16 protein-coding genes are annotated in these 14,329 nt (G+C 33.3%); 8 read left to right on the top strand and 8 right to left on the bottom strand.

Features of this window, described 5'->3' with window-relative positions; translation table 11 throughout:
* Positions 1-20: 20 nt before the first annotated feature.
* From EB819_RS01450 to EB819_RS01425, 6 genes are all read left to right on the top strand, one after another.
* A complete protein-coding gene (locus EB819_RS01450) occupies positions 21-962 on the top strand; it encodes an ABC transporter ATP-binding protein (protein WP_069797199.1) in 942 nt (313 codons plus the stop codon).
* A gap of 101 nt (positions 963-1,063) precedes the next feature.
* On the top strand, positions 1,064-1,810 hold the full coding sequence (locus EB819_RS01445) for an ABC transporter ATP-binding protein (RefSeq protein WP_074650871.1): 747 nt from the start codon (positions 1,064-1,066) through the stop codon (positions 1,808-1,810).
* Positions 1,811-1,939: 129 nt separating this feature from the next.
* The gene (locus tag EB819_RS01440; protein WP_069797200.1) at positions 1,940-3,046 is read left to right on the top strand and encodes an ABC transporter permease; all 1,107 of its coding nucleotides are present in this window, start codon (positions 1,940-1,942) and stop codon (positions 3,044-3,046) included.
* A 220-nt stretch (positions 3,047-3,266) separates the two neighbouring features.
* Positions 3,267-4,388: an ABC transporter permease gene (locus EB819_RS01435; protein WP_069797201.1), complete on the top strand. Its 1,122-nt coding sequence runs from the start codon at positions 3,267-3,269 to the stop codon at positions 4,386-4,388.
* 133 nt (positions 4,389-4,521) lie between these two features.
* On the top strand, positions 4,522-6,381 hold the full coding sequence (locus EB819_RS01430; protein ID WP_069797202.1) for a CocE/NonD family hydrolase: 1,860 nt from the start codon (positions 4,522-4,524) through the stop codon (positions 6,379-6,381).
* An 86-nt stretch (positions 6,382-6,467) separates the two neighbouring features.
* Positions 6,468-6,860, top strand: coding sequence for a YidH family protein (locus EB819_RS01425; RefSeq protein WP_069797222.1), 393 nt, complete (start codon positions 6,468-6,470; stop codon positions 6,858-6,860).
* Here the strand turns inward: EB819_RS01425 and mazG are convergent, their stop codons facing one another.
* From mazG to ruvX, 4 genes are all read right to left on the bottom strand, one after another.
* Entirely contained in the window at positions 6,861-7,628 is a 768-nt protein-coding gene (mazG, locus tag EB819_RS01420; RefSeq protein ID WP_069797203.1) for a nucleoside triphosphate pyrophosphohydrolase, read from the bottom strand.
* Between the two features lie 118 nt (positions 7,629-7,746).
* Positions 7,747-8,313, bottom strand: a complete 567-nt coding sequence (locus tag EB819_RS01415) for a DUF5606 family protein (protein ID WP_069797204.1) — start codon at positions 8,311-8,313, stop codon at positions 7,747-7,749.
* Positions 8,314-8,424: 111 nt separating this feature from the next.
* On the bottom strand, positions 8,425-8,997 hold the full coding sequence (def, locus tag EB819_RS01410) for a peptide deformylase (protein ID WP_069797205.1): 573 nt from the start codon (positions 8,995-8,997) through the stop codon (positions 8,425-8,427).
* Positions 8,994-9,410, bottom strand: a complete 417-nt coding sequence (gene ruvX, locus EB819_RS01405) for a Holliday junction resolvase RuvX (protein ID WP_069797206.1) — start codon at positions 9,408-9,410, stop codon at positions 8,994-8,996. Before ruvX ends, def begins: the two co-directional genes overlap by 4 nt.
* Positions 9,411-9,490: 80 nt before the next feature.
* On the opposite strand from ruvX, the gene EB819_RS01400 reads away from it, so the two are divergent.
* Complete coding sequence (locus tag EB819_RS01400; protein ID WP_069797207.1) at positions 9,491-9,973, top strand: SixA phosphatase family protein; 483 nt, start codon at positions 9,491-9,493, stop codon at positions 9,971-9,973.
* A 3-nt stretch (positions 9,974-9,976) separates the two neighbouring features.
* Positions 9,977-10,858, top strand: coding sequence for a Ppx/GppA phosphatase family protein (locus tag EB819_RS01395; protein WP_069797208.1), 882 nt, complete (start codon positions 9,977-9,979; stop codon positions 10,856-10,858).
* A gap of 36 nt (positions 10,859-10,894) precedes the next feature.
* Here the strand turns inward: EB819_RS01395 and EB819_RS01390 are convergent, their stop codons facing one another.
* The 4 genes from EB819_RS01390 to EB819_RS01375 all read right to left on the bottom strand — a co-directional run bounded on the left by EB819_RS01390 (position 10,895) and on the right by EB819_RS01375 (position 14,322).
* Positions 10,895-11,362, bottom strand: a complete 468-nt coding sequence (locus EB819_RS01390) for a hypothetical protein (RefSeq protein ID WP_069797209.1) — start codon at positions 11,360-11,362, stop codon at positions 10,895-10,897.
* A gap of 108 nt (positions 11,363-11,470) precedes the next feature.
* Positions 11,471-11,722, bottom strand: a complete 252-nt coding sequence (locus EB819_RS01385; RefSeq protein WP_069797210.1) for a NifU family protein — start codon at positions 11,720-11,722, stop codon at positions 11,471-11,473.
* A gap of 93 nt (positions 11,723-11,815) precedes the next feature.
* Positions 11,816-12,919, bottom strand: coding sequence for an Mrp/NBP35 family ATP-binding protein (locus tag EB819_RS01380; RefSeq protein WP_069797211.1), 1,104 nt, complete (start codon positions 12,917-12,919; stop codon positions 11,816-11,818).
* Positions 12,920-13,071: 152 nt separating this feature from the next.
* The gene (locus EB819_RS01375; RefSeq protein ID WP_069797223.1) at positions 13,072-14,322 is read right to left on the bottom strand and encodes a dicarboxylate/amino acid:cation symporter; all 1,251 of its coding nucleotides are present in this window, start codon (positions 14,320-14,322) and stop codon (positions 13,072-13,074) included.
* Positions 14,323-14,329: the final 7 nt, after the last annotated feature.

Genomic DNA, 14,329 nt, shown 5'->3' with positions numbered 1-14,329 from the left:
CCACGAAGTGGCGAAATCAAATGATAGAAGTTAAAAACATATCAAAATCTTACGGCGAAAAAAAACAGAAAATTCTGGCGGTAGATAACATTTCCTTTTCGGTAGAAAATGGAGAAATTTTCGGGTTGATTGGTCCCGATGGAAGTGGCAAAACCTCTATTTTCCGAATGCTGACTACCCTTCTTCATCCAGATTCTGGTTCTGCAGAAATTGAAGGACTTGATGTGGTTAAAGACTACAAGAAAATTCGTCAAATTCTTGGTTATATGCCAGGAAAATTTTCTCTGTATCAAGATTTAACTGTAGAAGAAAATCTAGAATTTTTTGCTAGTGTGTTCAATACAAGTATTCAAGAAAATTATGATTTAATCAAAGATATTTATCAGCAGATTGAACCATTTAAAGACAGAAAAGCAGGGAAACTTTCTGGCGGAATGAAACAAAAATTAGCCCTTTCTTGCGCTCTGATTCACAAACCAAAAGTTCTATTTCTAGACGAACCCACTACTGGAGTAGATCCTGTTTCGAGAAAAGAATTTTGGGAGATGCTGAAACGCTTAAAACAACAAGGCATCACCATCGTGGTAGCAACTCCTTACATGGATGAAGCCACACTCTGTGACAGAGTTGCGCTCATGCAAAACGGGAAAATTTTAAAAATTGACACTCCTCAAAACATTTGCAATAGCTTCCCTGAAGATTTATACGAAGTAAAAACTGAAAATATTCCTGCTCTCATCAAAATCCTTAAAGAATACGAAACCACTAAAAATACATATGCCTTTGGCGAATTTGTACATGTGGTGATTAAAAAAGAAAAAGATTTTAAAAAGGAAACTTTGGAGAAATTTTTACAAGAAAAAAGATTTAACAAAATTGAAATCAACAAAATAGAAGCTACCATAGAAGATAGTTTTATTTTATTGCTTTCTAACAATGGAGAATTGAAAGTTGAAAATTGAAAATTATTTTTATCACTTTCAATTATCAATCTTAAATTAAATAAGATTTCCATTTAATAAAATTTTCAATTCTCCATTTTCAATTTTCAATTAATTAAAAAATGAACAATACCATCGCCATACAAGCCGAACAAATCACCAAAACATTTGGAGATTTCACTGCGGTAGATCACATTTCCTTTGAAGTAAAAAAAGGTGAAATTTTCGGGTTTCTAGGCGCAAATGGCGCTGGAAAAACTACTGCAATGCGTATGTTTTGTGGCCTCTCTATTCCTACTTCTGGCAAAGCGATGGTTGCTGGATTTGATGTCTATAAAAACGCTGAAGAAATCAAAAAAAATATTGGTTACATGAGTCAAAAGTTTTCTTTGTATGAAAACTTATCCATTTTAGAAAATTTAGAATTCTTTGGCGGAATCTATGGATTAAGCATGAGGGAGATCAAACAAAAAAGCAAAGAACTCATTGAGAAATTAGGTTTAGAACAAGAAAAAAACAAAATGGTTTCCGAACTTCCATTAGGTTGGAAACAGAAACTGGCATTTTCCGTCGCTATTTTTCATCAGCCAGAAATTGTATTTCTAGACGAACCAACTGGTGGTGTAGACCCTATTACCAGAAGACAATTTTGGGACTTAATTTATGATGCTTCAGAACAAGGAATTACCATTTTTGTCACTACGCATTATATGGACGAAGCCGAATATTGCAACCGAGTTTCCATCATGGTTGACGGAAAAATTGCGGCAATTGATTCTCCTGAAAATTTGAAAAAAAGTTTTCAAGCCAAAACCATGGACGAAGTATTTTATCAATTAGCCAGAGGCGCAAAAAGAAGTGCTGATTAATGAAGAATTGAAAATTAATAAATAAAATAAACACTTGTCATTCTGAACGTAATGTAATGAAGTGAAGAATCTGTTTAAATAAGAGATTCTTCATTACGCTTCGCTTCATTCAGAATGACAAAATAAAAAATGAAACAGTTATTCCCATTTATCCGAAAAGAATTTTATCACCTTCTGCGTGATAGAAGAACTTTATTCATTCTTCTTGCAATGCCAATTATACAGGTATTGCTGTTCGGTTTTGCACTTTCTACGGAGATTAAAAACACCAAAGTAGCTGTTTTTGATCAAGATAAAAGCATCTTTTCAGCACAATTGGTTTCTAAAATTCATGAAAATCAATATTTTGACATTGAAAAAAATCTGACTTCTAACAAGGACTTTGAAAACGCTTTTAAAGACGGAAAAACAAAGCTACTTCTCGTTATTCCTTCTGATTTCTCAGAAAATTTAACGCAAGGAAAAAAAGCAAAATTGCAGATTTTAGTGGATGGAACAGATGTAAACCTCGGAAATCAAATCGCGAATTATTTCCAAAATATTGTCCTAGATTTCTATCAAAGTCAACAAAAGGAAACGCTGCAAACGTTTTCTGTTTCTCCAGAAATTAGAATGCTCTATAATCCTCAACTGAAAGGAGCGCCTAATTTCGTTCCGGGAGTTGTTGCACTCGTTTTATTGATTGTTTGCGTGATGATGACCGCAATTGCCATCGTAAAAGAAAAAGAAACAGGAACGATGGAAATTCTATTGGTTTCACCTATGAAACCTCAATTTATCATTATTTCTAAGGCAATTCCTTACTTTATTTTAGCGATGGGAATTTTAAGTGTGATTTTGATTTTAAGTTATTTTTTACTGGATTTACCCATAAAAGGAAGCATTATTTTACTATTTTTTGTGAGCACTATTTTCATTATCACCAATTTACTTATCGGGATTTTAATTTCTATTTTTTCAAAAACTCAACAACAAGCTATGCTTTTTTCGTTGATGGGAACCATGCTTCCTACAATTTTGCTAAGCGGATTTATGTTTCCTATCGAAAATATGCCCATTCCAATACAAGTGATGTCTAATATTATCCCTGCAAAATGGTATTATATCATGATTAAAAATATTATGATCAAAGGAACAGGACTCGCCGTAATCTGGAAATCTCTTTTAATTTTAACAGGAATGATGATGGTTCTTTTCACGATTGCTGTGAAAAAATTTAAAATAAGATTAGAATGATGCAAAAAATTACATTTTGTCATTCTGAACGAAATGAGGAACGAATCAAAATGTTGAAATTGCAATAGCAAGAGAAAAACAACTCAAAGGTTGGACAAGATTAAAAAAGAAAATTTGATAAAAGATGTTAATCCTGATTGGAAATTTTTAAATAAAGAAATAGAATAGATTCTTCATTACGCTACGCTCCATTCAGAATGACAAAACGCTAAAATTTAAAATGAAACAGCTACTCTTCTTACTTCGTAAAGAATTCCGACAAATTTTTCGGAACAAATCTATATTGGCCATTATTTTTGTTACACCGATGATGCAGCTCATCATCTTGCCTTTAGCAGCAAGTTATGAGATAAAAAACATCAATCTATCTGTTGTAGACCATGACCACTCTAGTTTTTCAAGGGAATTAATTCAAAAAATTACCGCAAGTAACTATTTCAAATTACAATATTACGGTGAAGACTACCAAAAAGCTTTTGAAACTATAGAAAGCGAAAAATCAGATATTATTCTAGAAATTCCACCAAAATTTGAACAAAATTTGGTGAGGGAAAATCAACAAAAAGTATTGGTTGCTATTAATGCAATAAACGGCACTAAAGCAGGTTTGGGAGGAAGTTATCTAGCACAAATTTTACAAGATTACAACCAAAATATCCAAACGAAACTCTCCCCACAATTGGTAGAATTTCAAAAAAATGCAGGTCTAGAACTCAATGTTACCCTTTGGTTCAATAGATTTTACAACTACAGATTGGCTCTGGTTCCAGGTATTTTGGCATTTCTAGTGACGCTAGTTGGCGGAATGCTTTCGGCGCTAAACATTGTCTCTGAGAAAGAAATTGGCACAATTGAACAAATTAATGTTTCACCCATCAAAAAATCTACCTTCATCCTCGGGAAACTTATTCCCTTTTGGATTTTGGCAAATGTAGCTTTTACCATGGGACTTTTGGTTTCCAGATTTGTCTATGGGATAGAAATTTACGGGAGTTTGCCACTGCTTTATTTCTTTGTAGGAGTTTATCTTTTAGCCATTTTAGGATTCGGCTTATTGATTTCCACCTATAGTGAAACGCAGCAACAGGCGATGTTTACTATATTTTTCTTCATGATGATTTTTATAATGATGAGCGGCTTATACACGCCCATTGAAAGCATGCCAGAATGGTCTCAAAAACTGACGCTTCTTAATCCGCTTACGTATTTAATAGAAGTCATTCGATTAATTATGCTCAAAAATTCTGGATTCAAAGATTTAATTCCACAGTTTATCTCCATTTTAGGAATGGCCGTTTTCTTTAACTCTTGGGCGGTTTGGAATTACAGAAAGACGTCATAATTTGGGAAAAAATCTAGATTTTCTTACTATTTTTCATTTTGCAGATTAAAGAATTTATCTTTTTAAAATAAAATTCAGTTTTAGCAATCATAATAACGATTAATTATTATTTTTGTTAAAATTTATTTGACTTATGAAGAAAATACTTGCGCTTTTAGCAATTTTTAGTATTGTTTGGCTTTCTGCTCAAAACACTTTTGTAAAAGACAATTACACCAAAAAAGAAGTGTACATCACCATGAGAGATGGTGTAAAATTATTCACCTCCATCTACATTCCAAAAGATATTTCTTCTAAAAACAAATATCCTTTTTTAATGCAGAGAACCTGCTATTCTGTAGCGCCTTATGGTGAAGATCAGTATAAAAGAAGCCTTGGTCCGAATAAATTTTTACAAAACGATAAATATATTTTCGTCTATCAAGACGTTCGCGGAAGATATATGAGCGAAGGTACCTTTACCAACATGACGCCTCAAGTAGACCATAAAACCAAAAAAGATGTAGACGAAAGTACTGATACTTATGACACGATTGATTGGCTCATCAAAAATATTGAAAATAATAACGGAAATGTAGGTCAATACGGAACTTCTTATCCAGGTTTTTACGCTGCAGTTGGCGCTTTAGCAAATCATCCCGCATTGAAAGTTTCTTCTCCTCAAGCTCCAATTTCTGATTTTTGGTTTGACGATTTTCATCACAATGGTGCTTTCATGATGGGATATTTCAGAACTTTCCCTGTTTTTGGAGTACAAAAATCTAAACCCGAGAATTCTGCTTGGTACACAGAACAAAGCAAAAAATTAGGTACAAAATCTGAAGATGGTTCACTTTTCTTCAATGAAATGGGAACTTTAAAAGAAGGAATTGACAAATATTACGGAAGAGATAATTTTTTCATCAATGAAATTGTAGACCATCCTAATTATGATGATTTTTGGAAAAAAAGAGACCTTTTACCTCATCTCAAAAACATAAAACACGCGGTAATGACAGTTGGCGGTTGGTTTGATGCAGAAGATTTGAGAGGTCCGCTTCACATTTACAAAACCATCGAAAAAAATAATCCTAAAGCGAAAAACTCTATTGTAATGGGGCCTTTTTCTCATGGTGGTTGGTCTTATGAAATGGGAAAACATTTTCATAATGAAGTATATTTCGGGGATAGCATTGCTACTTTTTATCAAAAAAATATAGAAACTCCGTTCTTTAATCATCATTTAAAGAATACTAAATCTGCAATTGACCTTCCTGAAGCCTATATGTTTGATACTGGGAAAAAAGAATGGAAACAATTTGCAGAATGGCCACCGAAAAATGCACAAAAAACTGCTTTTTATTTAAGAGAAAACGGACAATTTAGCTCAGAATCTCCAAGTTCTGCTTCTTTCACAGAATATTTTTCTGACCCAAACAAACCAGCTCCGAGCAGTACTAATTTGAAAGACTTCAATGGTTTTACGCCTAGAAATTACATGAGTGAAGACCAAAGATTTGCAGAAAATAGACCAGATGTAGCTTCTTTCACCACAGAAATCCTTGCAGAAGACCTTACTTTGGCTGGAGAAATTAAAGTAAAATTAAAAATAGCGACTACAGGAACAGATGCAGATTTCTTCGTAAAACTGATTGATATTTATCCTGCAGACGAAAAAGGAATAAAAGAAAAACCGGGCGTTATCTACGGAAATTATCACCAAATGGTAAGAAGCGAAATTATGCCTGCGAGATTTAGAAATTCTTTTGAAAAACCAGAAGCATTGGTTCCTAATCAAGAAACAGAAGTAATTTTTAACCTTCAAGATGTATTGCACACTTTCAAAAAAGGTCACAAAATCCAAATTCAAGTGCAGAGTACGGCTTATCCTCTATTTGCTGTAAATCCTCAGAAATTTTTAGAAAATCCTTACAAAGCAGAAAAATCTGATTATACTAAAGCTTTTCAAAAAATCTTCAACAACTCAGTAATTGAAGTGGAGGTTTTAAAATAAGAAAAATATAAAATTGGCAGAAGAAATCTTCTGCCAATTTATTTTGAATCAAAAAATAATAGCTAACTTGTCAAGAAAAATTGGTTATGCAACCCGATAAACCTAAAAACCTTAATGACCATCTTGCTAATGAAAGAACTTTTTTAGCATGGTTAAGAACGGGAATTGGAGTGATGGCGTTCGGTTTTGTAGTGGTAAAATTCTCTCTTTTTTTGAAACAATTTTCACTGATATTTGGAAACCAAAACATCATTCATAGCAAAGGTTATTCGGCAGAAATTGGGATTTTATTGGTTGTTTTTGGACTTATAATTTCCATTTTTGGATACTTCCGTTATAAAAAAACCGAAAAACAGATTAATGAAGATTCGTTTAAAAACAATTCTTTTTTAATCGGGCTTTCAACCATTATATTAATTGTTTTCACCTTAATTCTCATTTGGTATTTGATTACCAGCGTAGAATCTTATGCGAAATAATTAAACCGTTTTCTTGGCTTCTTCCCAAAGAATATCCATTTCATCTAAAGACATTTCTGCAAGGTTAAGATTCTTTTCTAAAGCCAATTTTTCTAGCGTTTGGAAACGTTTGATGAATTTAAGATTGGTGCGTTCCAGAGCAGAGTCTGCATTAAGACCAGAAATTCTAGCATAATTAATCAGCGAAAAGAAAACATCTCCCAATTCTTGTTCCTTTTTTTCGGGATTGGTTTCGGCGTGAAATTCGGCAAGTTCTTCATCTACTTTCTTCCAAGCATCTTCGGCAGAAGCAAATTCAAAACCGATTCCTTTTACTTTTTCCTGAATTCTGTATGCTTTGATAATCGGTGGCAAACTTTTCGGAACTCCTGCTAAAATAGACTTGTTTCCTTCTTTCAGCTTCAGTTTTTCCCAATTTTGCTTCACTTCTTCTTCGTCTTTCACTTCTACATTTCCATAAATGTGAGGATGACGGAAAATGAGTTTCTCGTTAAGTGAATTAATCACATCTGCAATATCAAAACTCTTCTTTTCGGAACCAATTTTAGCATAAAAAACCAAATGCAACAAAACATCGCCCAATTCTTTCTTAATTTCTGTAAGATTTTCTTCGAGCAAAGCATCAGAAAGTTCGTAGACTTCTTCTAGCGTCAAATGTCTCAAAGATTGCAAATCTTGCTTTTTATCCCAAGGACATTTTTCTCGCAAATCGTCCATGATATCGAGTAATTTAGAGAAAGCTTCTAGTTTTTGTTCTTTGGAATTCATAACATAAGTTTAAGGTTAAGGCAAAGGTAAAGATTGAACATAAAAAATCCCGCAGATTTCTTAGAAAAACACCAATTAAATGTCTTAATCTTTGAAATCTGCGGGAAAATATAAATTGTTATCCTTGTTTTCTTTGCGTAGATTTTACGGTAGTTTTAGCAGATGAAGATGCCTTCGCTTTTGGCGCAGCTGGTTTTTCTGCTTTTGGAGCCGCTTTTTTAGCTGCTGCTTTCTTTTCTACAGATTTTTCTTCTACTATTTCAGCGTCTTCTACTGCTGATTCTTCTGCTTTTACAAAAGCTTCTGGCTTAATATATCCTGCTTTTTGTAATAAATTATACCATTGTACCAATTTCTTGATATCTGAACCGTAAACTCTATCTACGTCATAGTTTGGTAAAACTGAAGACATGAATGCTTTTAGTTCATTATCAGAAGATTTGTGGTTAATGGCTTCTTTATAGTCAAATTTTTCAGCAATGTTTTTCATTACTTCAAAAAGTGGAACTTCTTGGTCAAAAGTATAAATCGCAATATTGTCTAATAAACTTACTTGAGAAGTATTAGAAATGCTTGCTTTTTTTCCTGTAGAAATATCTTCTACGATAAAACCTGATCTTAATTGCGTTACTAGGGTAAACAAACCTGGTTTCCCAGAAATCGAAATTATTTTTTCTAACTGCATAATGTATTATTTTTTTGCTTTTGGCAATCAGCTTTTAGCTTTCTGCCACTTTTATTATTGTTTAAATTTTTTCTAAAAATTGCTGATTGCTAATTGCTGACAGCAGATTGCTTATTTCGGAAATCTCATTTTATATCCTACATGAATATCTCCTGAAGTAATTTTAGTTAATTTTCCTTTGATGATTTTTTTCTTTAGAGGACTGAGTTTATCCGTAAAAAGTACGCCTTCAATATGGTCATACTCATGCTGAATTACTCTGGCTCTAATGTCTGAAAAAGTTTCGGTATGTTTAACGAAATTTTCGTCAAAATATTCTATCAAAATCGTTTCTTTTCTGCTTACATCTTCTCTTACATCAGGAATCGAAAGACAACCTTCATTAAATTTCCATTCATTACCGCTTTCTTCTAGAATTCTAGCATTAATGAACACTTTTTTGAAATCTTTCAATTCATCTGCAATATCTTCATAGTCTTCATCATCAGCTAATGGGGTTACATCTACGATGAAAAGACGAATGTCTAAGCCAATTTGAGGCGCAGCAAGACCTATTCCATGTGCTGCGTTCATGGTTTCGAACATATTGTCTATAAGTTCTTTAAGCTCAGGATAATCTGGCGAAATATCATGGGCTTTTTTTCTTAAAACTGTGTCTCCGTATGCTCTGATTGGTAAAATCATCTTTGTTTTTGTTCTAAAAAATTCTGTAAAATTATGGTAGCACTCACTTTATCGATGAGCGCTTTTTCTTGTCTCTGTTTTTTATTTTTCCCACTTTGAGAGATAAAAAACGAAGCCATTTTTGAGGTAAAACGTTCATCAAACCGATGAATTTCTACTTCGGGAAAAAGTTTTTTCACTTTTTCTATAAATTTTAAAATATCCGTCTCAATTTCTGATAAATTCCCCTTCAAATCAGTAGGTAAACCTATTACCAGCGTTTCAACTTTATTTTCTGAAAAATATTTTTCTAAAAAAGAAAAAATATTTTTGGTTTCTACAGTAGTTAATGCACTAGCAATCAACTGCATATCATCTGTAGCTGCAATTCCGCAACGCACTTTTCCGTAATCAATAGCAACTACTTGACTCATAGTTTGCAAATTTACTAAAATTTTTCAGCTTGTAGAAATTCAAATTTTTGCTAATTTTAAACTCAGAAACTTTTCTACCTATGAAAACACTTCTTTTAGTAAGACATGCCAAAAGTGATTGGCCAACGAACATAGATGATTTTGACCGACCACTGAATGAGCGCGGACACAAAGATGCCCCTAAAATGGCGAAATTCCTCAAAGAAATTTCTGTAACCATAGATGCATTTGTGACCAGTCCTGCAAAAAGAGCATTGACTACTTGCAGATATTTTGCCGAAGTGTTCGAGAATAAAAACATTCAAAAAATAGAAGAATTATACAATGCTTCGCCTACAGAATTTCTAGAAGTGATAGAACATCTTAACGATTCTTTAGATCATGTTGCCATTTTTTCTCATAATAACGGGATTACTTATTTTGCTAATTCTCTAACCAATGAAAATATAGAACACATGCCAACTTGTTCTGTGGTAGCTTTTAAAATTTCTGCCGAAAGTTGGAAAGAGTTTAAAAACGCAGAGAAAAATTTCTTATTCTTCCACAAGCCAAAAGAAATATAAAACATGAAAATTGCAGCAATAGACATCGGGAGTAATGCAGCAAGATTGCTCATCAATGAAGTAAAAGAACCTAAAAAAGGAAAGCCAGAATTCGTAAAACTGAATCTTCTGAGAATTCCTTTCAGATTGGGAATAGACGTTTTTACCACTGGTGAAATTGGCAAAGAAAGAAAGGAAATGGTCATTAAATCTATGAAAGTTTTCTCTCAATTGATGGAAATTTATGGCGTAGAACATTACCGAGCTTGTGCTACCAGTGCAATGCGAGATGCTAAAAATGGTAAAGAAATTATAGATTTGGTCAAAAAGGAATCAGGAATACAGATTGAAATTATTTCTGGAGACGAAGAAGCTACGCTTATCTACGAAAATCACGTAGCAGAAGGACTTGACAAAAATTTTGGATATTTATACATAGACGTAGGTGGTGGTTCTACAGAATTGACATACTACGAAAATGGCAAAATGAAATACGAACATTCTTTCAATATTGGTACGATTAGATTGCTCAATAATCTAGTCACCAAAGAAAATTGGGAAGAAATGAAAACCCAAATCAAAACCAAAATTGTGAGCAAAAAACCTATGGTTGCGATTGGTTCTGGCGGAAATATCAATAAAATTTTTAGCATGAGCAAAACCAAAGATGGAAAACCAATGTCTGCGAATATGCTCAAAACATTTTATAAAGATTTAAAAGAACTTTCGGTAGAAGAAAGAATGCTGAAACACAACTTAAGAGAAGACAGAGCAGATGTAATTGTTCCAGCGCTAGAGATTTTCAACAAAGTACTGAATTGGGCAGAAATTTCACAAATTTTCGTTCCTAAAATTTCTGTTGCAGATGGATTAATTCACAGTATTTATGATAAAGTGAAAAAGTAAGGAATTTGAGAGATAAAAAACAAATGATATAAACACTTAATCTGCATCTTCTTCATCTAGAAAATTAAGTTCGTCATCTCGTTGTTCATAATCATGGGAAATTCCTGGAGGATTAAATAATCCCCAATGATCTGTAATGAAATGTTTTGGATTGAAATTTGCAACCCAATCTACAAATAGTAATCTAAATTCTTCTATTTTTTCTCTTACCATCAAATAATATTTCGCTTCTTCAAAACCAAACATTTCCAGACCATGATAAGCAACCATTAAGTCTCTTGCTGCTTTTCTAATAATTGTAGCGTTTTCCATTTTAAGGTCATACAACTTTACAGCTTCTGCTGAAGAAATTTTCACACAAATCATCATGGCATCTCCTAAAATTTGACCTTTATATGACTGCAAATGTTCATTATCTTCTGGAATCAAATCTGTGATGGTTCTTACTAATTCAAAAATTTCTTCTGCTTTTTCTAAAATAGCTAGATTACTAGGATTTTTCATTATAAGTTTTTTACTAAAATAGTAAGTTTTGACTAAAGTCAAAAGGATTTTACAATAAAAAAAGCGGACTAAAGTCCGCTCCTATATATAATGTTTTTCAGAAAAAATTTAGTCTACACTCACCACTTCTTTGATGCTTGGTACAAATTGTTTGATGGTATTTTCTACACCTAGTTTCATGGTAGAAAAACTCATAGGACAACCAGAACAGTTTCCTTGCAGTTTTACCATTACTCTATTGTCAATAACATCTACCAATTCTATATCACCACCATCATTATTTAGAAACGGACGAATACTTTCCAAAGCTTCCATTACTTTGGTTACTATTTCTTCGTGAGTGAGTTTATCTTTATTCATATTTTAATTGCTTTAAGCTTTCAGCAATCTGCATTCAGCTCATAGTTTAAATTTTCTAAATTTTAAAATTACTTATTGCTTATTACTAATTACTTATTTTTTGGTGGAGCAACCTGCCATTGTTGTAATTTTCACCGCTTCAGTTGGTGGAAGATTTTTATTTCTTTCCACTAAACTTTCTATCATTTTTTGTGCAGTTTCTTTATAGATTTCTGCAATTTTAGAACCTTCTTGCAATGCTACTGGTCTACCAACATCCCCAGCTTCTCTGATGCTTTGAATTAAAGGAATTTCACCTAAAACTGGAATTCCTAAATCTTCCGCCATAAACTGAGCGCCTTGTTTTCCGAAGATGTAATATTTATTTTCTGGCAATTCTTCTGGTGTAAAATACGCCATATTTTCTATCAACCCTAAAACTGGAATATTAATGCTTTCCATCGTAAACATAGCGATTCCTTTTTTCACGTCTGCTAAAGCTACATGTTGCGGTGTAGAAACAATTACAGCACCCGTTACAGGAACTTCTTGAATAATCGAAAGGTGAATATCTCCTGTTCCTGGAGGAAGGTCAATCAATAAGAAATCTAGATTTCCCCAAGCTGCATCACGAAGCATTTGATTCAAAGCTTTACTTGCCATAGGTCCTCTCCACACTACTGCTTGATTCGCTCCAGAGAAATAACCAATGGAAAGCATTTTCACGCCGTAATTTTCGATAGGTTTCATCATATTTTTACCATCTACTTCTACAGAAATTGGTTTTTCTGCTTCGGTGTCAAACATGGTAGGAACAGATGGTCCGTAAATATCAGCATCTAGAACACCTACAGAGAATCCCATTTTTTGTAAAGTCACGGCTAAGTTTGCAGTAACCGTAGATTTTCCTACACCACCTTTACCAGAAGCAATGGCGATGATATTTTGAATTCCTGGGATTTCTTTTCCTTTGATTTGGTTTTGTTGAACTTGTGAAGGTTCAGGCGAAGTAATTTTAAGTTTCAGCACTACTTGGTCACCAAATTCCGTAGCAAAAGCCTGCTTCATGGCCGCTTCTAGCTTCTTTTTTTCGTGCATTGCTGGAGAATGTGCAATCATATCAATGTACACATCATCACCCATTACTTGGAAGTTTTGTACTAAATCATCTACTTCTATTTCTTTCAGAAACTCCTGAACTCTGGTTTTCGTCAACATAATTTTTTGAGATTTTTTGAGATACAAATTTACATAAAAATAATTAATTTGGAATGAATAAAAATAACAATAATGGTAATTGATAGAATTGATTTACAATAAAAAAAACTTCAGATAGTTCCGAAGTTTTTAATTTTATATTTTTTAAATTTTTATAACTCACCACCGTGATTATCGAGCTGCCCTTCCCATTTAGAAACGGCAGAAGTTGCAAGTGCATTTCCTAAAACATTGGTCATGCTTCTTCCCATATCGCAGAAATGGTCAATCGGTAAAATGAGTGCAATTCCTTCTGGTGGAATTCCGAACATAGAACAAGTCGCTACAATAATCACCAAACTCGCTCTTGGAACTCCTGCAATTCCTTTTGAAGTCAACATTAACACCAAAAGCATAGTGATTTGTTGACCAACTGTCATGTCGATTCCATAAATCTGAGCAATGAAAATAGAGGCAAAAGTCATGTACATCATGCTTCCATCTAAATTGAAAGAATATCCTAATGGTAAAATAAATGATACAATTCTATTGTTACACCCGAAACGCTCTAATTCTGTTACCAATTTCGGGAAAACCGCTTCTGAACTGGTTGTAGAAAATGCAATAAGCAAAGGTTCTTTGATTCTTCTTAATAATTCGAACAATCTATTTCCTAAAATGAGATAACCTACAATACATAAAATCAACCATAAGATTCCAAGTGCAAAGAAGAAATCTCGAAGATAAATCGCATAAACTTTGAAAATTTCAAAACCATTGGTTGCCACAACTGCTGCAATAGCACCTAAAACACCAAGTGGTGCGAACCACATGATATAACCTACCATTTTCAGAATAGCATGTGCGCAAACATCTAAAAATTTGATTACAGGTTTAGAATATTCATCACCCAAATGAGAAAGGGCAGTACCAAACATAATAGAAAATAATACAATTTGTAAAACTTCATTGGTAGCAAAAGCTTCGAAAACGCTTTTTGGCACTACGTGTTTCACAAAATCTTCCAGAGAAAATCCTTTAGAATTATCCAAGATTTCTTTAGCAGAATTAGCATCTTGAATAGGTAATTTCGTAACATGACCAGGTTCTAACCAATTTACCAAAACCAAACCTAACATGAGCGAAACCAAAGAAGCGGTAATAAACCAAAGCATCGCTTTACCACCAACTCTGCCAATCATTGCAGTATCTCCCATTTTTGCGATTCCCACAACCAATGTGGTGAAAACCAATGGTGCGATAATCATCTGTACTAATCTAATGAAAATGGTGCCGAGAAGTTTTATATTTTTAGAAAAAGATTCTGTATTTTCTGGAAACTGAGTGTGTACTACTCCACCAATAATTACCCCTAAAACTAAAGCAATGATAATTGCAAAGAAAAGTTTGTTTTGTCCTTTCATATATTGA

The organism is Cloacibacterium normanense, from assembly GCF_003860565.1.
GTDB lineage: Bacteria > Bacteroidota > Bacteroidia > Flavobacteriales > Weeksellaceae > Cloacibacterium > Cloacibacterium normanense.
The sequence above is the reverse complement of the archived record's forward strand: the minus strand, read 5'-3'. Positions and strand labels throughout refer to the sequence as shown.

Bases quoted from the DNA above. Each gene is read 5' to 3' on its own strand.
- EB819_RS01450 (WP_069797199.1), top strand. From the start codon at position 21: ATGATAGAAGTTAAAAACATATCAAAATCTTACGGCGAAAAAAAACAG.
- EB819_RS01445 (WP_074650871.1), top strand. From the start codon at position 1,064: ATGAACAATACCATCGCCATACAAGCCGAACAAATCACCAAAACATTT.
- EB819_RS01440 (WP_069797200.1), top strand. From the start codon at position 1,940: ATGAAACAGTTATTCCCATTTATCCGAAAAGAATTTTATCACCTTCTG.
- EB819_RS01435 (WP_069797201.1), top strand. From the start codon at position 3,267: ATGAAACAGCTACTCTTCTTACTTCGTAAAGAATTCCGACAAATTTTT.
- EB819_RS01430 (WP_069797202.1), top strand. From the start codon at position 4,522: ATGAAGAAAATACTTGCGCTTTTAGCAATTTTTAGTATTGTTTGGCTT.
- EB819_RS01425 (WP_069797222.1), top strand. From the start codon at position 6,468: ATGCAACCCGATAAACCTAAAAACCTTAATGACCATCTTGCTAATGAA.
- mazG (WP_069797203.1), bottom strand. From the start codon at position 7,628: ATGAATTCCAAAGAACAAAAACTAGAAGCTTTCTCTAAATTACTCGAT.
- EB819_RS01415 (WP_069797204.1), bottom strand. From the start codon at position 8,313: ATGCAGTTAGAAAAAATAATTTCGATTTCTGGGAAACCAGGTTTGTTT.
- def (WP_069797205.1), bottom strand. From the start codon at position 8,997: ATGATTTTACCAATCAGAGCATACGGAGACACAGTTTTAAGAAAAAAA.
- ruvX (WP_069797206.1), bottom strand. From the start codon at position 9,410: ATGAGTCAAGTAGTTGCTATTGATTACGGAAAAGTGCGTTGCGGAATT.
- EB819_RS01400 (WP_069797207.1), top strand. From the start codon at position 9,491: ATGAAAACACTTCTTTTAGTAAGACATGCCAAAAGTGATTGGCCAACG.
- EB819_RS01395 (WP_069797208.1), top strand. From the start codon at position 9,977: ATGAAAATTGCAGCAATAGACATCGGGAGTAATGCAGCAAGATTGCTC.
- EB819_RS01390 (WP_069797209.1), bottom strand. From the start codon at position 11,362: ATGAAAAATCCTAGTAATCTAGCTATTTTAGAAAAAGCAGAAGAAATT.
- EB819_RS01385 (WP_069797210.1), bottom strand. From the start codon at position 11,722: ATGAATAAAGATAAACTCACTCACGAAGAAATAGTAACCAAAGTAATG.
- EB819_RS01380 (WP_069797211.1), bottom strand. From the start codon at position 12,919: ATGTTGACGAAAACCAGAGTTCAGGAGTTTCTGAAAGAAATAGAAGTA.
- EB819_RS01375 (WP_069797223.1), bottom strand. From the start codon at position 14,322: ATGAAAGGACAAAACAAACTTTTCTTTGCAATTATCATTGCTTTAGTT.